This window comes from Cellulomonas sp., assembly GCF_965229465.1.
Lineage (GTDB): Bacteria > Actinomycetota > Actinomycetes > Actinomycetales > Cellulomonadaceae > Cellulomonas.
The window spans coordinates 1730058-1750432 of the sequence record NZ_OZ245882.1; the positions used below are offsets into that span (position 1 = coordinate 1730058).

Here is a 20375-nt window from a genome sequence, read left to right on the forward strand (position 1 = left end):
CGGCGACGATAACGCGCTCAGGGGGTTGCCGGGTCGACCCGAGGTTCGGCAGGGTGAGGCGCGTCCGGAGCCGGACCGCCGCCGGGGGGCGTGCGGACGGCGGACGCGTCTGCAGGGGGTATGCATGACTGCCGTACGTCTCCATGTCCGCAGGTGGGGCACGCTGCTCGCAGCACTCAGCCTCGTCGTCACGCTCGGAGCGACCGGTGCGACCGCCGCACCACCGTCGGACCGCACCAGCCGCGCCGAGGCGGCCCGGGTGGACCGGGTGCCCGCCCCGGACCCGCAGTGGTTCGACTGCTCGACCGCCTTCGGGCCACGGACCCAGTGCGGCACCGTGCAGCTGCCGCTCGACTACGACCAGCCCCGCAAGGCCACCACCGAGGTCGCGCTGCTCAAGGTCCCGGCCACCGACCCGGCACGCAAGCTCGGGACGCTGTTCCTCAACCCCGGCGGGCCGGGCGGCTCCGGGGTGCAGATCGCCGCCGCGGCGCCGTTCTTCCTGTCGCCGGCGCTGCTGGAGCGGTTCGACGTGGTCGGCTTCGACCCGCGCGGCACCAACTACAGCAGCAACGTGCAGTGCTTCCGGAACCTCGGCGAGCAGGCGAGCGCGCTGGCGGGGCTGAACGTGCCGTTCCCGGTGGGCGACGCCGAGACGGGCGCCTTCATCGCCTCGTCGAAGGCGTTCGGCATCGCCTGCTCGACCACCGGCACGCCGCTGTCCGGCTCGATGTCGACCGCCGAGGTGGCCCGGGACATGGACGTCCTGCGCAGGACCGTCGGCGACCAGCGCCTCAGCTACCTGGGCTTCTCGTACGGCACGTACCTGGGCAACGTGTACGCCAACCTGTTCCCGGACCGCGTGCGGGCCGTGGTCATCGACGGCGTGCTCGACCCGGTGGCCTGGGCCGGCACGCCGGCGACGGCCGGCATCCCGCAGACGCAGCGGCTGAAGTCCGGCGAGGCTGCCTCGAGGGCGCTCCACGAGGTCCTCGCGCGGTGCACCACCGCGGGCCCGGAGTTCTGCTCGCTGGCGGGGCTGGGCGACCCGGAGACCCTCTACGCCGACATCATCGCGTCGCTGAAGGCCGAGCCGCTCACGATCGTCGACGAGACGGGCGAGCCGGTGTTCGTGCTCACCTACGCGACCCTCATCAGCTTCCTGCTCGGGGACCTGTACGCGCCGGAGGGCTACAGCTACGTCGACCAGGACCTGACGCTCGTCGCCACCCTGCTCGCCGCAGGCGGCACCACCGCGACGAGCGCCCCGCTGGTGGAGAAGTACGAGGCGCTGCACGCGACGGCGCAGCGCAGCGACGCCTTCGGTCTGGGCTTCCCGTACGACAACTCGCCCGAGGCGTTCCAGAGCGTCCTGTGCACCGACGGCCTCAACCCCGCGCGCGCCGAGAAGTGGGTGCCGGCGTCCGCCCGCGCCGACGCCGTCGCTCCGGGGTTCGGTCCGCTGTGGACGTGGGCCTCGTCCCCGTGCGCGTCGTCCACGTGGACGGTTCGCGACGAGGACGCGTACGCCGGGCCGTTCACGCACCGGACCGCGGCGCCCGTGCTCGTCGTCGGCAACTACTGGGACCCGGCGACCAACTACGACGGCGCGGTGGCGGCGTCGTCCCTGCTGCCGAACAGCCGCCTGCTGTCCAGCGACAGCTGGGGGCACACGGCCTACGGCACGTCGGCGTGCGTGACGGACGCGGTGGACACCTACCTGCTCCGGGGACGCATTCCCGCTGCGGGGACGGTGTGCACCGGTGACGTGCAGCCGTTCACGGTGCCGCCGGGTACCGAGCAGCGTCGTGGCGCGCCGGAGCGTGCGCTGCCGCCGGTGGTGCCGCCGCTGCCGGGCGCTCTGCCGCGGAGCTGACCGCGGTGGTCCTGACCGGGTGGGTGACTGCCCGGTCAGGACGGCGCCGCCGCCGGATGATCCACTCCGCGACCGCAAGGTTCAGCACCCAGGCCGCGGCCATGATCAGGGCACGGCTCGTCTCGCCGACCGACCCGGCGAGGGTCCAGGGGATGAAGAGCACGGCCTGCGTGCCGGCGCCCTGGCCGATCGCGTAGCCGCGGGTCATCCACGCGCTGTGCGTGACGACGTCCCGGCGGCGGATGGCCGGGACGCCGAGCACGAGGAACGCGACCATCGCGGAGCCGAACACCACGCGGAACACCTCGAGCAGGGGACCGTCCCCGGCGGGCAGCTCCGCGAACACCGCCATCCACAGGCCCGCGAGCGCCGCCACGATGCCCGCGGGGGCGACCACGCGACCGGCCAGCCGGTGCCAGCGCGGACGCCGGCGCCTCAGGCCGGGATGGAACTGGAACGCGCCGAGCAGGCAGAACACCGTCGCCGCCACGATGTGCACCACCACGGGCGCCGGCATCGCGACGAACCGCGCGTTGTCCGGCGTGACCTCCGGGCTGCCGGCGAGCTCCGCCAGCCGGATCGACCCCGCCAGCACCGGGACCAGGCTCAGCAGGATCAGGCCGGCCGGGATGCGCCACTCGTGTCTGGGCACGGGTCCCCCTTCGTCAGGTGCGGATCGTCGTGCTCCGAGCCTGGCCGCCGCGGGCGTGCCGGGTCATCGGCCGATGGGCCGCAGCCGGGTCGTCCCTTCGGCCGGGTGGCTTCCTGTGGGCGAGCTGTTCGACTGCCGTCTCAGTAGGCACGCTTGTGCCCGCCCGAGTGCACGGGCCCGCGCTCCGGGACATAGTGCGAGCTGAGTGCCACGCACTCGGTGGCCGACGACGCGACGCGGACGACCCGGGGGGTGTCGACCGACGCGTCGCGCCCGTCGCGCGGCTGCGCGGGCGGCAGCGAACCTGCGGACAACAGAGCGGCCGCCAGCACGGCGACGCAGCCCGAGGCGATGCCGACCGACGCGGTCCGGCGAGGTGAGAACACCATGACTCCTGCCCCTCTCCACCGGCGGGGTGCCGGCTCTGTCGTCCACGGTCGACCGGCGCGCGCGCCGCCGATATGGGTATCCGTGCGTATTCCCCTCCGCCGCTGGACCGGCCTACGGTCGAACCGGGGAGAGGGGGCAGCCATGGGTGGACACGTGCACCTGCACGCGGGGGACGCCGAGGCCGTCGTGGACCTCATCGAGTCGAGTCGCGAGAGCAACCCAGGACTCTCGTTCCCCGAGGCCACGTTCGAGGGGCTGCGCAGGCTCTTCCCGGGGTGCCACTTCCAGTACCAAGTGAACGACGTCATCGGGCGCCGCAGGATCTGGGTCCACGGGATGGGACCCGACGGCCCCCTGTACGAGGACGGGTCCGGACCCGACGACATCGAGGAGGACCGCTACTTCTTCGACGTCATCTGGCAGGACCCCATGTGCAGCCTGCCCCTGCGCACGGGGGACCGGCGCACGATCCTCATGACTCCGGACTTCTTCCCGACCCGGCGCGACATGCTGAACAGGCCATTCACGCGGGAGTTCTGCCCGGAGATCGTGTCGGTGCTGTCAATCTGCCTCCCGTCGCTGCACGGCTACGAGCGCCGCATCTCCGTCGGCCGGGAGGAGGGGCGGGTGTTCGACGAGCGGGACCGGTGCGTCGCCGAGCTCCTGCGCCCCCACCTGCAGGAGATCTGGCTCGACGCCGAGCGTCGCCGTGTCGGCGCCCCCGCGCTGACGCCTCGGGAGTGGGAGGTCCTCGCACTCGCGGCGTCAGGTCTCACCCACGGACAGATCGCCGAGCGGCTCTTCCTGTCCGAGTCCACGGTGCACAAGCACATGGAGCACGTCCGCGAACGCGTCGGGGTGCGCACGGCAGCCGAGGCAGCGGCGCTGGCCCTGCCGTTCGCGCCTGTCGCGCACACGCCGGCTCACGGGCAGGTGTCCGCGGCCGGCTCGCCTGAGAAGCGGTCGGTGGTCCACGCGACGAGCTCGGGGATCAGCGGGGAGTCCGCCTCGACCAGCGGGACGTGACCGCGGCCGGCATACGTGCGGTAGTCGACCGCGTAGCCGGCCGCGCACCGGTCGTCGACGTAGGCCGCCTGGGCCGCGGGCGTCACCAGAGCGTCGTCGGCCCCCTGAGCCACCAGCAGCGGCGCCGCGATGCGTCCGGACGGCACGTTCTGGACCAGGCGGTCGAGGAACACGCCGCTGCTCGGGTCGCCCGACCAGATCGGCCGGTCCAGGGCCACCGAGGTGAGCACGGAGACGAGGACGCCGGGCTCGGCGAGGCACCGCTGGGCCATCTCGCGCGTGATGATCCGCGCGCCCGGCCGGATCAGGTCGTCGAAGGTCACGTCGGGGTACTCGGCGGTGTAGCCCTCCACCACGTAGGACGCGAACAGCTCCCCCGCGGTCACGTTCTCCACGACGTCCACCAGCGCCGGCAGGTTGCTCGCGGGCGCCAGGGCGGCGACCCCGTCGATCCGCAGCTCCGGCGCGTACGACGGCGCGAGCATCCCGGCCCACAGGGCCGCGTGGCCGCCCTGCGAGTGGCCCCACACGACGGTCTCCTCGGCGAGGTCGATGTCGGAGAGCTGGTGCGCCGCCCGGACCGCGTCCAGCACCGAGCGCCCCTCGCCCTGCCCGATCAGGTAGGGGTGCGGCCCCTCGGTGCCCAGACCCGTGTAGTCGGGGGCGACCATGGCCCAGCCCTGCGCGAGGACGTCGTCCTGCACGACCATCGCGCCGGAGCTCAGCCCGTCGGTCAGCACGGACGGCGCACACCCGCTCACCACACCGGTGGTCCCGTGCGCCCACGCGACCACCGGGCTCGGGGATGCTGAGTCCGGCGCGACGACCAGCCCGCTGGCGACCGCGGGACGCCCCTCGTCGCGGGTGGTCGTGTAGAGGATCCGCCACGCCCGGGCGCCTGCGGGGATCTCGTCGCTGGTGAACGGCTCGCTGCGGAGCAGCTGGCCGGGGGCGGACGGGACGTCGTCGGGTGGGTCGTAGAACGCGTCCGGCCGGGGCACGCCGCTCTGCACGACCACGCCGGCCAGCACCAGGACGAGCGCTACCAGCGCACCGAGCACCGAGCCGGTGAGCCGCCACCAGCCGCCGCGCGGGTCCTGCCGGCGCGGCCACAGCCGGCCGAGGTCGGCGTCCTGCCCGCGGACACCGGCCACGATCTCGCGCACCCCGACGATCACCAGCCGCACCGCGAACACGACGGCGACCACCAGCACGGTCACGTCCGGCCACGCGAGCGCGAGCAGGCCCAGCACGATCGCCGTCGCACCCCCGACCACCGCGTTGGCGCGAGCCGTCCCGTGCACGCCCCGGGACCGGACCAGGTCCAGCACACCGTCGACGATCAGCGCCGCGGCGACCACCAGGGCGAGCACGCGGATCGTCACGCCCGGCCACACCACCACCGCGAGCGCGGCAGCCAGCGAGACCGAGCCGCGCACCACCGACCACCGGTCGCCGTCCGCCAGCTCGTCGACGCCGAGGACCACCAGCCCGATCACGACGACCACCACCAGCACGGCCAGCGACGAGAACGGCCGGACGACGAGCACGGCACCGAGCAGCACGGCCACGATCCCGAGGGTCAGTCGCAGCCGGCGGGAGACCGAGTGGTCGTCGCGGCGCGGCACGAGCCGAAACTAGCGCTCCGGTCGGTCAGCCGTCGCGGGTCGGCCGCTCGGACTCCTGCCCGCGCGTGTCGGACCTACCGGGCACAGTGGACGCATGGATGTGAGGACGGCGGTCGAGGCCCGGGTCGGTTCCGGTGAGGTGCACGGTGCGGCGTGGCTCGTGGACCGGGCGGGGCACGTGACCGTCGGGGCCGCGGGCATCAGCGCGCCGGACACGATCTTCCGCATCTCGTCGGTGACCAAGCCCGTGGTCGGGGCGCTCGCGATGCAGCTGGTCGACGACGGGCTGCTGCGGCTCGACGACTCCGTGGACGCCCTGCTCCCGGAGCTGGCCGACCGCCGCGTGCTGCGCGATCCGGCCGGCCCGATCGACGACACCGTCCCCGCGGACCGACCGATCACCGTGCGGGACGTGCTCGGGTTCCGGCTCGGCCTCGGCATGGACTTCGCCGGACCGTTCCCCGGCGCGGTCCTCAGCGCCCTGGCGGAGCGCGGGCTGCCGGTCGGTCCGCCCGCCCCGCAGCAGTCACCGGGCCCCGACGCGTGGATGCGGATCGTGGGGAGCGTCCCGCTCGCGGCGCAGCCGGGCGCCCGCTGGCTGTACAACACGGGCGCCCAGGTGCTCGGCGTCCTCGTGGCGCGCGCGGCGGGTCGACCACTGCCGGAGCTCCTGGCCGAGCGGCTCCTCGACCCGCTCGGCATGGTGGACACCGGCTTCCACGTCCCACCCGCGAGCCTCGGCCGGTTCGGCCGGCAGTGGCTGGGGACCGACGTGTACGACGAGGTGGACGGGCAGTGGGCGCGACCGCCGGCCTTCCCGGACGCCGCGTCCGGTCTGGTCTCCACGGTGGCCGACCTGCACGCGTTCGCAGCCGGCCTGCGGTCGGCTCCGCGGCCGGACATGCTGACCGCGAGCGGCGGCGCGCACGACGCCGACGGACGCGAGGGCTGGGGGCTAGGGATCGGCGTGCTGCTCGCCGACCTCCCCGACGGTCGGCACGCCGGCAGCTACGGCTGGGACGGCGGCCTGGGGTCGACCTGGTGGAGCGACCCCGTCACGGACACGGTCGCGATCCTGCTCACCACGGACGCGTGGACGTCACCGCAGCCGACGCCCGTGTTCACCGACTTCTGGGCGGCGGCCTTCGGGCAGTGACGCTCAGGCGAGCTGCTCGACGAACGCGATGACCGTCGAGTCGTTCCACCCGTCGATCCCCTCGAACACGACGGTCCGCTCCGGCGACGCCATCCACACCTGCTCGAGCCGACGGAACTCGTCCTGGTCCCCCTCGGCGCTGACCGCCCAGGTGAACTCGGCAGTCTCCCGGTTCAGGTACGCCGACTCGACGGTGAACCCGTAGGCGGCCCGCGCGGGCACCAGGAGGGACGGCCACCACACCAGGAACTCGTCGACCAGGTGGGGCTTGAGGTTGTAGCGGCGGAGCTGGACGGTGCGGCTCACGGGTCAGACCGTCCCCTCGGCCAGCCACGCCTCGAAGGCGTCGAACGACGACGGCCGCCCGAGGAACCGCTGGACCAGCTCAGCGGCGTCGGCCGAGCCCCCGGGCGCCAGGATCGCGTCGCGGTACCGCCGGCCGACCACCGGGTCCATGAGCCCGTCGGTGAAGGCGGTGCGCAGGTCCTTGGCGATGACCAGGCTCCAGAGGTACGTGTAGTAGGCCGACCCGTACCCGTCGAGGTGCCCGAACCCGGCGTACTGGTGGGTCTCCGGGATCGGGGTGTAGGGGCCGAAGCGCGCGTCGACGTCGGCCGTGTAGGTGGCCAGGTCGGCGGGCGGGTCGGCGTGCAGCCCGTAGGACAGGGCCGTGTAGTTGAGCTGGCGACGGGTCCACGCGCCGCGTCCGAACGCGTCCGCGCGGCGCATCCGCTCGACCAGCGCGGCGGGGATGGGCTCCCCGTCGGCGTTCGTCGCGAACGAGCCCAGCACGCCCGCGTCCCAGCCCCACTCCTCCAGCAGCTGGCTGGGCGCCTCGACGAAGTCCCACTCCGTGGCCACGCCGGTGAACATGGCCCACGGCTGGTGCCCGCCGAGCACCTCGTGCACCAGGTGCCCGAGCTCGTGGAAGAACGTGAGGACGTCGTCGTGCTCCATCAGGCCGGTCGGGAAGTTGCACACCAGCGTGCCCTCGGGCAGCGACCGGCCGGCGATGCCCGGCACCAGCGGGAACTGGGCGGCGTGGTTGAACTTGCCGGCCCGCGGGTGCATGTCCAGGTACACCCGGCCGATCGCGCGACCGGCGTCGGTGACGTCGTAGACCTCGACGTCCGGGTGCCACGTCGGCGCGTCCACCCGCTCGAGCGCGATCCCGAACAGCCGGGACACCACGTCCAGCACGCCCGGCTTCACGGCCTCGTAGCGGAAGTACTCGCGGACCTCGCGGAAGTCCACGTCGTACTGCTCGTTCTTGATGATCTGGTCGTAGTACAGGTTGTCCGCCGCCGTGACCGCCGTGGCTCCGGGCACGTCCTGGCGGTACCGCGCGAGCATGACGTCCACGTCGTGCGCGGCGCGCTCGGCGGTGAGCCCGTCGAGCCGTTCGACCAGGTCCGCGATGGCGCTGCCGGAGCCGATCATCTTGACCTCGGCGTCGTACGTGGGCCAGTCCGCGTAGCCCAGCAGGGTCGCCCGCTCCGCGCGCAGGCGCAGCAGCTCGGCGAGGATCGGCTCGTTGGCGGGCCACCCGATGAGCTGGTGCTCGCGGGTGAGCGCGAGGCGTACCGCGGGGTCGGTCGCGTACGTGCGGACCGGCAGCAGGTCCGGGTACTCGGTGGTGAGCGTGACCAGCCCGTCCTCGTCGGGCGCGTGCTCCGCGCGGAAGTCGTCGGGCAGCCCGTCCAGCTGCTCGGGGGGCACCCGGATGCTGCGGACGTCGTCGCGGATGTTCCGGGAGAACTCCAGGCCGAGCTCGGTGCACCGCTGGGCGAGCGCCCGCAGGCGGTCCCGGTCCTCCGGCGAGCGGTCCACGCCGGCGCGGCGGAAGTCGCGCAGCACCCGGTCCCGCACCCGCAGCGCGCCGGGCTCCAGCCCGTCGGGGTCGGTCGCGGCGAGCACCTGCCACAGCTCGTGGTCCAGCCCGCGCTCGGTGACGAGGTCCTCGGCCGCCTGCGCCCGCTCCTCCGCGGCCACGCGCAGGTCGGCGTCCGGGTGCACCTCGGCCAGCAGGTGCGCCGCCGACGACGCCGTGCCGATCGCGACGTCGGCGTCGTTCCACAGGTCCAGCACCTCGGCCGTCGTGCGCGGCGCCCCGTCCTTCAGCCGCGCGACGAGGGCGCGGGCGTGCTCGAGGCGGGCGTCGACGGTCGTGGCCAGGAACTCCGGCCAGGCGGTCGCGTCGGTGGGAAAGCTGGTCGTCGGCATGGTCCCGACGATATCCACCTGACATGGTGGCTGCGTGGACGGTTCCGAGCTGGTGGTGATCGGTGGGCGCTCCGGCGTGGGCAAGTCGTCGGTGGCTTCCGCGCTGCACGCGCTGCTGAGGGTCGCCGGCGTGCAGCACGCGGTCGTCGAGGGCGACGCTCTCGACCTCGCGTGGCCGGCGCCGTGGGAGCACCGCCTGGGCATGCGGAACCTGACGGCGATCTGGGCGAACTACCGCGAGCTCGGGTACCGCCGGCTGATCTACTCGAACACCGTCTCCGTGCTCGAGGCGGACGAGCTCGCCGGCGCGATGGGCGACAGCCCGCGGATCACCGGTGTCCTCCTCACGGCCGCCGACGACGTGGTCGACGCGAGGCTCGCGGCGCGGGAGTCCGGCGCCGAGCTGGCCGCGCACGTCGAGCGCTCCGCACGCGCCGCCCGTCGCCTCCAGGCCGACGCCCCGTCGTGGATGCCCCGCATCGCGACCGACGGGCGCACCCCCGCCGAGGTGGCGCGCACGGTCGCCGACCTGCTGCCGTGGTGAGGCGGGTCAGCGCGGACCGCCCAGGATCAACCGGACGGTGACGGTGTCGCCGACGTCGAGGTACTCGGCCTTGCGCACCAGGTCCTTGACGGGCACCAGGTAGCGGCCGTCCTTCGGGAACAGGGACGTCTCCCACTCGGTGTCGTCGATCCGGGCGAGCACGGGGATCACCCCCCACCCGTAGCTGACCTGCGACGACACCGCTTTGATCGCGGCGCTCTCGGCCTCGGGCACGGGGACGTAGTGGTACGGCGACGGCCCCCGCCAGTAGATGATCTCGCCGCTGAACGTCAGCTCCATCGCCCCAGGGTCCCGCGCCCGGGCCCCTGGGCGCGAGAGGCGATCGACGTGACGACAGGTGCCAGCAGGGCGATCCCGGCCGCGACGAACGCGGCCGTCGCCACCGTCTGGTCGACCACCGGGCCGTTGGTGCGGCCCAGGCCGATCCAGGCCAGCCCCCACGCCATCGCCAGCCCGATCGGCACGATCACCGTGGGCCGCGTCCGGCCGAACACCGCGTACGCGATCGACAGCGCGGCCGCCGCGGCGAGCACGATCACGGACCATGCCGTCGCGCCCAGGCCGAGCTCCCCCACCCCGGCGTCGGCCAGGAACGCGGCGATGTTGGCGAGCGTCGCGACGCTGACCCAGCCGAGGTAGAGGCCGACGGTGAGGTCCGTGACCACGGACGTGGCCGCGCCGGTGTGGGCGATCCGGACGAGCCGCACGAAGACCACCGCGAGGACGGCCAGCAGCACCCCGATCACCACGACGCTGCCGCCCACCGACCCTGCCTGGACGACGCCGATCCACAGCGCGTTGAGCAGCATGGACGCCAGCACCCACCACGAGACGGCGCGCAGCCGCGGGTCGGCGCCCTGGCGCGGCAGGGCCTGGGCGACCGCGAAGACGGCCAGGCCGAGGTAGATCAAGGACCAGATCGAGAACGCCGGGGAGTCGGGGGCCAGCGGGGTGGCGGTCGCGGACAGCGCACCACCCGCGGCCTCGGCGATCGGCTGCCCGCCGAACGCGCCCGAGCCCACAGCGGCGCCGCCGATCGCGACGATCGCACCGAGCAGGACGGTGACCTGGCGGGCCCGGTCGCGGGACGAGGCGGGGGCGTCGACAGCGGTGCTCATGGTCTCCATGGCTCCAGAGTGCCAAAACTCAGCATGCTGAGCATCTTGAGCGCGCCATTCGCTTTGACGCCGTCGCGGGGCGACCGCACCATGTCCTGGTCATGAACCCCCTCACCGAGAAGCTCATCCGCGCGTCCTTCGTGAACTGCTCACGCCGCGAGGCCGCCGAGGTGACCCTCCCCCCGGACCTGTCCGGGCTGCGCTGGGACCGCCTCGACTACCTCGGCTGGATCGACCGCAAGGCACCCCTGCGCGCCTACGTGGTCCTGCCCGTCGACGACGAGACCCTCGTCGGGATCGCCCTGCGCTCGCCCGAGGTCGCCGGCAAGCGCCGCCGCGCCGTGTGCGCGTGGTGCGAGGACGTGTACGCGACCGACGACGTCTCGATGTACGTGGCCCGTCGCGCCGGCGCACCCGGCCGCAACGGGGACACCATCGGGACGCTGATCTGCACGACCTTCGGCTGCTCGGCCAACGTCCGGCGCACGCCCACGATCATCGAGGCGGGCGACGACCCCGCGGGCGTCGTCGCCCGACGCATCGAGGGCCTGCGCGAGCGGTCGGCGCGGTTCGCCGACGAGGTGCTCCGGGCGATCTGAGTCTTCCGCGCCGGTCGGACTACCAGGCGTTCATCCTCGACGGCGTCCCGGCGTCCGGCCTGTTCACGGGCGCCGACGACATCAAGACCGACGCGGAGGTCGCCTCTTGACGCCCTCCCGGGTGCTGCCCTAGCGTCGTCCCGCCGCCGGGCAAGCGCTTTCTCACAGGGGTTGAGATGCACGTACGACGACGTACAGGCCTGTTCCTTGCCACCTTCGCCGCCCTCACCGTCGCACTCGGCGGGAACGCCTCGGCGCACGAGAGACCTGATGCCACCGTCGCGCTCGACGGCCACGGGGACTTCACCAGCGTCCAGGCGGCCATCGACGCGGCACCGGTGGGTGCCACGGAACCGTGGGTCATCGCGGTGCGACCGGGCGAGTACCGCGAGCTGGTCAAGGTCCCCGCCACCAAGCCGTTCCTCACGCTCGTCGGCACCGGCCGGCATGCACAGGACGTCGTCATCGCCTACGACAACGCCAACGGCACGCCCAAGCCCGACGGCTCCGGCCCGTACGGCACGTCGGGCAGCGCCAGCGTGACGCTCGACGGCGCGGACTTCACCGCGCGGAACCTCACGTTCGCCAACCTGTTCGACGAGGCCGCACACCCGGAGATCACCAACCGCCAGGCCGTCGCGGTCCTCACGCGCGCCGACCGGCTGGTGTTCGACCGCGTCCGGTTCCTCGGCAACCAGGACACCCTCTACGTGAACAGCTCGTCGGCCGCCGTCGTCGCGCGCGCCTACTTCCGCGACTGCTACGTCGAGGGGGACGTCGACTTCATCTTCGGTCGCGCGACCGCGGTGTTCGAGGGCGGCCAGGTGCACTCCCTCACGCGAGGCTCGACGACCAACAACGGGTACGTGACCGCGCCCAGCACCATGATCGACAACCCCTACGGCTTCCTGTTCACGCGGGTGCGGTTCACCAGCGACGCTCCCGCCGGCACGGTGTTCCTCGGCCGGCCGTGGCACCCGAGCAACGACCCGAACGCGATCGGACAGGTGCTCGTCCGCGACTCCTGGATCGGGGACCACGTCGGCGCGGTCGCGTGGGCCGACTTCTCCGGCGGCTGGTCCTGGCGCGACGCCCGGTTCGCCGAGCACCACAACCGCGGACCCGGCGCGCTGGTCACGGACGACCGCCCGCAGCTCGACCGAGCCGCCGCTGCCGCGTTCACGGTCCGCGCGTACCTGTCCGGGGCGGACGGATGGTCACCGAGGGAGCCACACTGAGCCGCATGCCGCCGGTGATCCGCAACCCCGTCCTGCCGGGGTCGCATCCCGACCCCTCGATCGTCCGCGTGGGCGCCGACTTCGTCGTGGCCACGTCGACGTTCGAGTGGTCGCCGGGGGTCCGGCTGCACGGCTCGCGCGACCTGCGCACCTGGACCGACCTCGGCGGCGTGCTCGACTCCACCCGCCTGCTCGACCTGACCGGCGTGCCCGACTCCGGCGGGGTGTGGGCGCCGAACCTCAGCCACGTCGACGGCCTGTTCCACCTCGTCTACAGCAACGTCTCGGCGTACACCGACGGGTTCGCCGACGCCCCGAACTACCTGACGACCGCCGCCTCGATCGACGGCCCCTGGTCCGACCCGGTGCTCCTGCACGCCCGCGGGTTCGACGCGTCCCTGTTCCACGACGGTCCCGACAGCTGGCTGCTCAACCTGGTCCACGACTGGCGGCCCGGGCACGGCGGGTCGGCGGGGCTGGAGGTCACGCGGTTCGACCGTGCGACGCGCACGCTCGTCGGCGAACCGGCGTTCGTCGAGCTGCCCGCCGACGGGACCTGGATCGAGGGCCCGAACCTGTACCGGCGCGGCGACTGGTACTACCTGGTCACCGCCGACGGCGGCACGGGCTACGAGCACCAGGTGCGGGTCGCGCGCTCGCGAACGCTCACCGGTCCGTACGTCCGCGACCCGCACGGTCCGTTGATCACCGCGCGCGACCACCCCGACCTCCCGCTCCAGAAGGCCGGGCACGGGAGCCTCGTGCAGACGGAGGCGGGCGACTGGTACCTCGCGTACCTCGTCGCGCGGCCGCACGGTCGCCACGGCCCCTGCATCCTCGGCCGAGAGACCGCGCTGGCCGTCGTCACGTGGACCGACGACGGCTGGCCGCGCACCGCGACCGGCCTGCCGGAGATCGAGGTGCCGGCGCTGCTCGACGATGCGCCGCCGCCCGACGGACCCGCCGGCCGGCTCGGCCCCGAGTGGTCGACGCTGCGCAGGCCAGCGACGGATGACTGGCTCACCGTCGACGGCGACCGGATCACGCTGCGCGGCGGACGCTCCCCGCAGAGCCTGGTCGGGCCGAGCCTGCTCGCGCAGCGCATCACCGCTCCCCGCTGCTCGTTCGAGGCGACCGTCGACTACCGACCTCGCGCGTTCCAGCACCTCGCGGGGATCACCACCTACTACAACAGCCGCAACTGGATGTTCCTGCACGTCACGACCAACGACGTGGGCGACCCGTTCCTGCGGCTCGCCGTCTGCGACCACGGAGTGGTCACCAACCATGAGGATCGTTCGGAGAAGCTCTACGGCCCGGTGCTCACCCTGGGCCTGGACCTCGACGGCCCGGACATCCGCTTCCGCCGGGACACCGGTGACGGCTGGAACCGGTTCAGCCCGACGCTGGACGCCACGATCCTGTCCGACGAGCACGCCGTGGAGCTCCACGACGGCCGCCCGCGCGCGATGGGGTTCACCGGGGCGTTCGTCGGCCTGTGGGCCTGGGACCTCACCGGCGCCGGCCACCCGGCGACGTTCACGAAGGTGTCGTACCAGCCTGCGCAGGTCGAGTAACGGTGACGCAGCCGGACCTGGTGTCGCCGAGCGGCTCCGGTTGAGCGAGGTCAGACACGGCGGTACACCGACACGTGCGAGCGCGAGTCCTCGGTGAACTCCGACCCGGACCAGTCGGCGTGCCGGCTCTCCAGCTCCAGCCCGGCCAGCTGCGCCATGAGGTCCAGCTCGGAGGGCCAGATGTACCGGTGAGGCGTCCGGCCGAGCGTGGCCCGGCGGCCCTCGTCGAACCGGAAGTGGTGCGAGACCACGCGCTGGTGCAGCACGTCGTAGGTGTCCAGGCCGATGTAGCCGGGCTCGTTCAGCCAGACCGTGGCCTGCACGCCGGGCGGGAGCTTGCGCAGCTCGGGGACCCAGAGCTCGATCACGAAGCAGCCGCCCGGGACCAGGTGGCGCGCGGCGTTGCGGAAGCACGCGACCTGCGCGTCCTGGGTGAGCAGGTTGGCGATCGTGTTGAACACCAGGTAGACGAGGCTGAACTCGCCCGGCGCCGTCGCCGTCGCCATGTCGCCGAGGACCACCGGGATCGTGGTGTCGTCGACCTTGGTGCGCAGCTGCTCGACCATGTGCGGGGAGAGCTCGATGCCGACCACGGGCACGCCGCGCTCGGCCAGGGGGACCGCCACGCGGCCGGTGCCGATGGCGAGCTCGAGCGCACGACCGCCGTCCGCGAGCGCGACGAGCCGGTCCACCGTCGGGCCGAGCACCTCGGGCGCGAACATGCCCGTGCCGGGGGTGTCGTAGCGGCGGGCGGTCTCGGCGTCCCAGAGCAGGTCAGGATCCATCCCGCCGACGATGGCAGGCCGAAACCACCACGGTCCAGGGCATTGCGCCCCTACGATGCCGCGATGGATCGTCACGGGCTGGCCGAGTACGTCCGCGCGCAGGGAGACGGCGTTGTCTCGTCGCTCGGACCGGACGGGGCGCCGCAGGCCGCCTACCTGCCGATCACCGCGACCGACCGCGCCGAGCTGGTGTTCGACGCCAGGGCGACATCGCGCAAGATCGCGAACCTCCGTCGGGACCCGCGGGTCGCGGTGGTGGTCGGCGGTCGCGACGGGACGACGCTCCAGTGCGAGGGCGTCGCCGACCTCCCTGGCGGTGCCGAGCGGGAGAGGTGCGCTCGGGCGTACCTCGACGCGTTCCCGCACTTCGCGGCCTCCCTGTCCGACGACGGTGTGGTGCTCGTGCGGGTCCGGCTGACCTGGGCGCGGTTCGGCGACTACCGGCCGGGGGTGTCGTCGTCCGGCGAGGTGCCGCTGGTGGCGGTCCGGCGGGTCCGGTCCGACGAGTGGCAGCTCGCGCGTGACCTGCGGCTGGACTCGCTCCGTGACGAGGCCGCCGGGATCGCGTTCCTGGAGTCCTACGAGAACGCCGCGGCCCAGCCGGACGCGTTCTACCAGGACCGCACCAGCAGCGCGGCCGAGGGCGACGACGTCGCGCAGCTCGTGGCTGTCGACGGGGACACCTGGATCGGCTCGGTGACCGTGCTCGTGCAGCGCGCGGGGTCGCTCGACTACCACGGCCTCCCGGTCGAGCACAGCCGCGCGGTCGTCGTCGGGGTCTACGTGCGGCCCGAGCACCGGGGCGACGGGGTCATCGACCGGCTGCTGGACGAGGCCGCGAGGTGGTCGCGCGACCGGGGGTTCGACGCGCTCGCCCTCGGGGTCCACCAGGACAACGCGCGAGCGCAGGGCGCCTACCGACGAGCCGGCTTCGTGCCGTCCGGCGTCACGTTCACCGGCTCCATCGGACCGGAGCTGGAGATGGTGCGGCCGCTCTGATCACGGCTGGCGGCGGTGGACCGACCACGCGGACGCCGTCGCGAGATCGCCGGGAGCGACGCGGGTGAACACCAACCGGTCGTGGAGCCGGTCGCGCCGACCCGCCCACAGCTCGACCTCGTCGCAGTCGATCCGCCAGCCGCCCCACCCGTCCGGGACCGGCACGTCCTCGACCGAGCCGGTGTCCGGGTAGAGGCCCGCGTACCGCTCGTAGGCCGCCACCAGGGCCGCCCGGTCCGCGATCGGCTGCGACTGGTCCGACGCCCACGCGCTGATCCGTGAACCCCATGCGCGCGAGGTGAAGTAGGTCGCGATCTCGTCGCGACCGATCGGCACCGCACGGCCGCGGAACCTGACCGCCCGGTACATCGCCGGCCAGGTGAGCGACGCGGCCACGGCGTCGGTGACACCGAGCTCGCGACTCTTCGTCGAGCCGAGGTCGGTGACGAACCCCGGGCCGCGCTCGTCGAGGAAGCGCATGAGCACGGTGCGGACGTTCGGGTGGCCGTCGGCGTCGACGGTGGCCACCGACAGCGCGGTCGGCTCGGCGACATCACCCCGGTCCGCCTGTCGAGCCTCGGCCTCGGCGACCCACCGCCGCACCTGATCCAGCGGCGTCGCCGCCAGCTGGTCCTCGCTGAGCCCCTCGCCGGAGTACTCGCTGTGCACGACGCCCTCGCTCTCTGGAACCGCTGCCACCGGCGAGCGTACGTGCGCTGGGGCAGTACCGTCCGGGCATGACGCGACGATTCCCGCTGGCGACCGTACTCGGCTGGACAGCGCTGGTGCTGGCCGCCGTCGCCGCGGTCGCCGTCGCGCTCGCGGTGGTCCAGTTTGTCGAGGGCGCTCGCGACCCGCAGTCGTGGGGCGCGCTCGGCGGGGTCGTGCTCCTGATGTACTCGCTCGTCCCCGCGGTGGTGGCGCTGCCGGTCGGGATCGTCCAGGCGCGGCGGGGGTCGGGGCCGCGGTGGAGGACCCGCTGGACGACGGTGCTCGGCGCGGTCGCTCCGGTCGCGGTAGGCATCCTGGTGGTGACCGTCGTCATCGGAAATCTGGTCGGCTGACGGACGCCTCGCGCCCTAGGTTGGCGCGATGGACGAGCCCCCGATCCACTCCCACTACGACACCGCCTTCGACGAGGACCAGCGCCTGCGCCAGGGCCTCGGCCGGCTCGAGCTCGCCCGCGTGCAGGAGATCGTCCGTCGCCACCTGCGTCCGGACTCGCGCGTGCTGGACGTCGGCGGGGCCACCGGCGTGCATGCGGAGTGGCTGCTCGACGACGGGCACACCGTGCACCTTGTCGACCTCCTGCCCGGGCACGTCGCGCGGGCCGCGGAGCAGCTCGGCGACCAGGTGGGGTTCACCGCGACGGTGGGCGACGCCCGCGCGCTGGCAGTGCCGGACGCATCAATGGACGCCGTCCTCCTGCTCGGTCCGCTCTACCACCTGACCGACCGCGACGACCGGCTGGCGGCGTGGCGCGAGGCGCTGCGCGTCGTCGTGCCGGGCGGGGTGGTGATCGCGATGGCGATCTCCCGGTTCGCGTCCCTGTTCGACGGGCTCGCGCAGTCCTACCTGTTCGACCCGGCGTTCCGCGCGATCGTCGCGCAGGACCTGGCCACCGGCGTGCACGAGAACCCCACGGGCGACCCCCGCTGGTTTACGACCGCGTACTTCCACCGCCCGGAGGAGCTGGCCGACGAGGCGACGGAGGCCGGGCTGGAGGTCACCGAGACCGTCGGCGTGGAGGGGCTCGCGCACTGGATCAGGGCGTTGGCGCCGGCGCTCGACGACGACGGTGCCCGCGAGGTGGTGCTGGACTCCGCGCGCGTGATCGAGGCGGAGCCCAGCCTGCTCGGGCTCAGCTCGCACCTGATCACCGTCGCGACCCGCTTGCACCTCACGTGACGTGAGGGCCTAGCGTCGGGCGCAGCGGCGACGACGACGCGCCGCCCGAGTCGAGGAGGCACCATGACGACCCTGGTCCCGTACCTGACCGTGCACGACGCGGCGGCCGCGATCGCGTTCTACGCCGCGGCGTTCGGAGCGAAGGAGACCGGTGAGCGTGACGAGGGCGACGGCCGGATCGGGTTCGTCGAGCTCCGCATCGGCGAGGTCGCCTTCTACCTGTCCGACGAGTTCCACGACTACGGCGCCTACGCCCCGGCCACCCTCGGGCACAGCACGTCCGCGATGGTGCTCGGGGTGGACGACGTCGACGCCGTCTACGCGGCCGCGGTCGCCGCCGGCGCGACCGCCGACCGGGAGCCCTCCGACCAGGGCGACGAGAAGCGCGGGTGGCTGGTCGACCCGTTCGGTCACCGCTGGGCGATCCACACGTCCGCGCGCTGACCATGGACGGTGCGGCTCAGGACGGAGTGAGCCCGGCCTCCAGCACGGCAAGGTCGCGCTCGGCGAACATCCGGTGCCACCACTCCTCGTTGAGCACGATGAGCAGGCACTCGCGGACGGGGAAGGTCGCGCCCTCGTCGGGCCACCCCGGGCCCACCAGGGGCTCGGTCACGCGGTCCAGCTGCTCGTCGGTCAGGCCGTCGACCACCCGGCGCACCACCGCCATCGCGTCGAGTCGCAGGGCGAGCGCCTCGTCCAGCGACGGCCGCGCGTCGCGGTCCCACGGCACCCCGGGCCGCGGCCGCATCTGGTCCCACGGGAGCGACAGGGGGTGCCACGGGCTCGGGTTGCCCAGGATCCCGCGGGCCACCCACGACTCGGACGCGAAGGCCAGGTGCCGCAGGGTCTGGATGAACGACCACTCCAGCGCGACCGACTCGTGCAGCAGCTCCGCAGGCAGCCGCCGTGCGCGCTCGACGGTCGCGGACCACAGCCGCTCGTTCACGTCCCAGGCTCGCCGGAACCCGTCGGCGGTGGTCGGCCGGAACAGCGGCTTGTCGGGGTAGCGGCGGTCCAGCTCGGCCTCGATCAGGGGGGCGACGTCGATGCCGTTGATCACCATGTTCTGGATCTCGCCGTCGATGGTGGTGTCCGTGATCTCCACGCCGCGCATGACGACGCCATGGAACCCCACGGAGCGGAAGGTGGAGCCGCTGAGGTCCACCATCGTGAACTGTGCACCCTGCAGGTCGGCGTCCTGGAACCGTGAGCCGCGCAGGTCGCGGAGATCGCTCATGGGGGCAGGCTAGAACTGGGGTCCGACACGGGTCAGGCGGGGCGCTCCAGCCGCGCGCTCAGGTACCGGAGCGTGCCGGCGGCGAACCCCTCCGGGTTGCGGGTGCCCTCGAGCCCGGCGAACGGCCGCAGCACCCGTCGGAACGGCCGGGGGATCCACTCGCGCACCAGCTCGGTCTTGCGGGCGTCGTCGAGCCGCAGCGCGTGGAGCACCTGCGCGGTGATGTCGCGGTCCTCGACGGCCACCAGTCCGCTCGACGTCAGCTGCGCCCGCGTGGAGGCGACGTCGGCGGCGCCGCGCAGGTCCGCCCAGACGAACGCGCCGCCCGGCCGGAGCACGCGGTGCACCTGCGCCACGAACGCCTCCATGTCCGCGTAGCAGTGCGAGGACTCGACGTTGACGACGACGTCGAAGGACTCGTCGGCGAAGGGGAGGGCCTGCGCGTCGCCCTGCACGAACCGCAGGCCGGGCCCGGTGCGGTCGCGCCGGGACAGTGCCACGGCCGAACCGGCGAAGTCGACCCCGGTCGTGGTCCGCGGCCCGAGCGAGCGGCTCACCCACGAGGCACCCCCACCGCGGCCCGACCCCACCTCGAGGACGTCGGCACCCGCCACGTCCACGCCGTCCAGCGTGTGCGCGTACAGCTGGATGCAGTACCGGTCGGCCTCGTCGGCGGCGTCCAGCACCACCAGCGGGGCGGTCGGTTCCACCGGTGCGTAGCCGTAGTTCATGAACGCCCACTCGGGGTGTCGGACGCGTGCGCCGAGCAGCTCGTAGGTGGCCCGCCAGGCGAGCGGTCGCAGACGCATCCCGGCACGCTACCGGTCTCGCAGCACACGGCCTACGCTCGGAGGATCCGCCGCAGGCCGCGGCGGCCGAACCCGCGGGAGCACCCGTGACCGACACCATCGAGCGGCTCGTCGACCTCGACCTGGACGACGACATCCGCGAGCGCCCCGTGGTCACGCGCCGCCCGATGCACCCGCCGCCCCCACCGTTGCTGCCACTCTCGGCCACGGTGCGCTACCCGCTCGGCCGGGTGCCCGACCTGCAGGACGCGGTGCCGGTCGCCCGCGAGACGGTGCGAGGGCCGAGGACATGGCGGTGGCGGGCCGTACGAGTGCCGTGGCGCTGGCCGCAGCTCACCAGGTCCCGGGTCGCCGCCGGTCTGCTCGGCGTCTTCTTCGGCGGCCTCGGTCTGCACCGGATGTACCTCGGCTACTGGCGACGAGGACTGACGATGCTGGCCATCACCGTCGTCGGAGGGTTCTTCACGCTCGGCCTCGCCGCGATCGTGATGGGTGTCTGGGGCTTCGCCGAGGGGCTGCTGTACCTGTCGGTGCGACGCGGCCGGTTCAGCCGTGACGCGCGAGGGCGGCCTCTGCGGGGCTGAGG

The 20375-nt window shown here is 73.3% G+C and carries 23 protein-coding genes; 12 read left to right on the plus strand and 11 right to left on the minus strand.

The window, feature by feature from the left end; translation table 11 throughout:
- The first annotated feature begins 124 nt into the window (after positions 1 to 124).
- Positions 125 to 1876, plus strand: coding sequence for an alpha/beta hydrolase (locus ACO06A_RS08400; protein WP_421735559.1), 1752 nt, complete (start codon positions 125 to 127; stop codon positions 1874 to 1876).
- Here the strand turns inward: ACO06A_RS08400 and ACO06A_RS08405 are convergent.
- Positions 1779 to 2528, minus strand: a complete 750-nt coding sequence (locus ACO06A_RS08405; protein ID WP_421735560.1) for a DUF2306 domain-containing protein — start codon at positions 2526 to 2528, stop codon at positions 1779 to 1781. The genes ACO06A_RS08400 and ACO06A_RS08405 overlap by 98 nt on opposite strands.
- Before the next feature lie 140 nt (positions 2529 to 2668).
- On the minus strand, positions 2669 to 2917 hold the full coding sequence (locus ACO06A_RS08410) for a hypothetical protein (protein ID WP_421735561.1): 249 nt from the start codon (positions 2915 to 2917) through the stop codon (positions 2669 to 2671).
- Between the two features lie 142 nt (positions 2918 to 3059).
- Between ACO06A_RS08410 and ACO06A_RS08415 the strand changes: the two genes are divergently transcribed.
- Complete coding sequence (locus tag ACO06A_RS08415) at positions 3060 to 3944, plus strand: helix-turn-helix transcriptional regulator (protein WP_421735562.1); 885 nt, start codon at positions 3060 to 3062, stop codon at positions 3942 to 3944.
- Here ACO06A_RS08415 and ACO06A_RS08420 read toward each other — a convergent pair.
- Positions 3842 to 5572 carry a lipase family protein gene (locus ACO06A_RS08420; protein ID WP_421735563.1) on the minus strand — a complete coding sequence of 577 codons (1731 nt, stop codon included), beginning with the start codon at positions 5570 to 5572 and terminating at the stop codon, positions 3842 to 3844. The genes ACO06A_RS08415 and ACO06A_RS08420 overlap by 103 nt on opposite strands.
- Positions 5573 to 5666: 94 nt before the next feature.
- On the opposite strand from ACO06A_RS08420, the gene ACO06A_RS08425 reads away from it, so the two are divergent.
- Positions 5667 to 6728, plus strand: a complete 1062-nt coding sequence (locus ACO06A_RS08425) for a serine hydrolase domain-containing protein (protein ID WP_421735564.1) — start codon at positions 5667 to 5669, stop codon at positions 6726 to 6728.
- Between the two features lie 3 nt (positions 6729 to 6731).
- On the opposite strand, the gene ACO06A_RS08430 is transcribed toward ACO06A_RS08425, so the two are convergent.
- Positions 6732 to 7034: a hypothetical protein gene (locus ACO06A_RS08430; protein WP_421735565.1), complete on the minus strand. Its 303-nt coding sequence runs from the start codon at positions 7032 to 7034 to the stop codon at positions 6732 to 6734.
- A 3-nt stretch (positions 7035 to 7037) separates the two neighbouring features.
- Entirely contained in the window at positions 7038 to 8951 is a 1914-nt protein-coding gene (locus ACO06A_RS08435; protein ID WP_421735566.1) for a M3 family metallopeptidase, read from the minus strand.
- A gap of 34 nt (positions 8952 to 8985) precedes the next feature.
- Here ACO06A_RS08435 and ACO06A_RS08440 point away from each other — a divergent pair, with 34 nt between their 5' ends.
- Positions 8986 to 9495, plus strand: a complete 510-nt coding sequence (locus ACO06A_RS08440) for an ATPase (RefSeq protein ID WP_421735567.1) — start codon at positions 8986 to 8988, stop codon at positions 9493 to 9495.
- Between the two features lie 6 nt (positions 9496 to 9501).
- Here the strand turns inward: ACO06A_RS08440 and ACO06A_RS08445 are convergent, their stop codons facing one another.
- Entirely contained in the window at positions 9502 to 9795 is a 294-nt protein-coding gene (locus ACO06A_RS08445; RefSeq protein WP_421735568.1) for a DUF1905 domain-containing protein, read from the minus strand.
- Positions 9786 to 10643, minus strand: coding sequence for a tryptophan-rich sensory protein (locus ACO06A_RS08450; RefSeq protein ID WP_421735569.1), 858 nt, complete (start codon positions 10641 to 10643; stop codon positions 9786 to 9788). The genes ACO06A_RS08445 and ACO06A_RS08450 overlap by 10 nt, the downstream gene beginning before the upstream one ends.
- 92 nt (positions 10644 to 10735) lie before the next feature.
- On the opposite strand from ACO06A_RS08450, the gene ACO06A_RS08455 reads away from it, so the two are divergent.
- From ACO06A_RS08455 to ACO06A_RS08465, 3 genes are all read left to right on the plus strand, one after another.
- Positions 10736 to 11233 (plus strand): FBP domain-containing protein, encoded by a 498-nt coding sequence (locus ACO06A_RS08455; protein ID WP_421735570.1) that lies wholly within the window; start codon positions 10736 to 10738, stop codon positions 11231 to 11233.
- Positions 11234 to 11409: 176 nt separating this feature from the next.
- Positions 11410 to 12471 (plus strand): pectinesterase family protein, encoded by a 1062-nt coding sequence (locus ACO06A_RS08460; protein ID WP_421735571.1) that lies wholly within the window; start codon positions 11410 to 11412, stop codon positions 12469 to 12471.
- A 5-nt stretch (positions 12472 to 12476) separates the two neighbouring features.
- Positions 12477 to 14048: a family 43 glycosylhydrolase gene (locus ACO06A_RS08465; protein WP_421735572.1), complete on the plus strand. Its 1572-nt coding sequence runs from the start codon at positions 12477 to 12479 to the stop codon at positions 14046 to 14048.
- Positions 14049 to 14098: 50 nt separating this feature from the next.
- Here ACO06A_RS08465 and ACO06A_RS08470 read toward each other — a convergent pair whose 3' ends face one another.
- The gene (locus ACO06A_RS08470; protein ID WP_421735573.1) at positions 14099 to 14833 is read right to left on the minus strand and encodes a class I SAM-dependent methyltransferase; all 735 of its coding nucleotides are present in this window, start codon (positions 14831 to 14833) and stop codon (positions 14099 to 14101) included.
- A 63-nt stretch (positions 14834 to 14896) separates the two neighbouring features.
- Here ACO06A_RS08470 and ACO06A_RS08475 point away from each other — a divergent pair, with 63 nt between their 5' ends.
- Positions 14897 to 15832: a GNAT family N-acetyltransferase gene (locus ACO06A_RS08475; RefSeq protein ID WP_421735574.1), complete on the plus strand. Its 936-nt coding sequence runs from the start codon at positions 14897 to 14899 to the stop codon at positions 15830 to 15832.
- On the opposite strand, the gene ACO06A_RS08480 is transcribed toward ACO06A_RS08475, so the two are convergent.
- A complete protein-coding gene (locus ACO06A_RS08480; RefSeq protein ID WP_421735575.1) occupies positions 15833 to 16531 on the minus strand; it encodes a pyridoxine/pyridoxamine 5'-phosphate oxidase in 699 nt (232 codons plus the stop codon). It lies immediately after the preceding gene.
- Between the two features lie 38 nt (positions 16532 to 16569).
- Between ACO06A_RS08480 and ACO06A_RS08485 the strand changes: the two genes are divergently transcribed.
- The 3 genes from ACO06A_RS08485 to ACO06A_RS08495 all read left to right on the plus strand — a co-directional run bounded on the left by ACO06A_RS08485 (position 16570) and on the right by ACO06A_RS08495 (position 18184).
- Positions 16570 to 16896, plus strand: coding sequence for a hypothetical protein (locus ACO06A_RS08485; RefSeq protein WP_421735576.1), 327 nt, complete (start codon positions 16570 to 16572; stop codon positions 16894 to 16896).
- Positions 16897 to 16924: 28 nt separating this feature from the next.
- Positions 16925 to 17740, plus strand: coding sequence for a class I SAM-dependent methyltransferase (locus ACO06A_RS08490; protein ID WP_421735577.1), 816 nt, complete (start codon positions 16925 to 16927; stop codon positions 17738 to 17740).
- Positions 17741 to 17803: 63 nt separating this feature from the next.
- Positions 17804 to 18184 (plus strand): VOC family protein, encoded by a 381-nt coding sequence (locus tag ACO06A_RS08495; RefSeq protein ID WP_421735578.1) that lies wholly within the window; start codon positions 17804 to 17806, stop codon positions 18182 to 18184.
- Positions 18185 to 18200: 16 nt separating this feature from the next.
- Here ACO06A_RS08495 and ACO06A_RS08500 read toward each other — a convergent pair whose 3' ends face one another.
- Positions 18201 to 18980: a DinB family protein gene (locus ACO06A_RS08500; RefSeq protein ID WP_421735579.1), complete on the minus strand. Its 780-nt coding sequence runs from the start codon at positions 18978 to 18980 to the stop codon at positions 18201 to 18203.
- A 32-nt stretch (positions 18981 to 19012) separates the two neighbouring features.
- Positions 19013 to 19789, minus strand: coding sequence for a class I SAM-dependent methyltransferase (locus tag ACO06A_RS08505; RefSeq protein ID WP_421735580.1), 777 nt, complete (start codon positions 19787 to 19789; stop codon positions 19013 to 19015).
- A gap of 86 nt (positions 19790 to 19875) precedes the next feature.
- Here ACO06A_RS08505 and ACO06A_RS08510 point away from each other — a divergent pair, with 86 nt between their 5' ends.
- Complete coding sequence (locus ACO06A_RS08510) at positions 19876 to 20373, plus strand: TM2 domain-containing protein (protein WP_421735581.1); 498 nt, start codon at positions 19876 to 19878, stop codon at positions 20371 to 20373.
- Positions 20374 to 20375 lie beyond the last annotated feature (2 nt).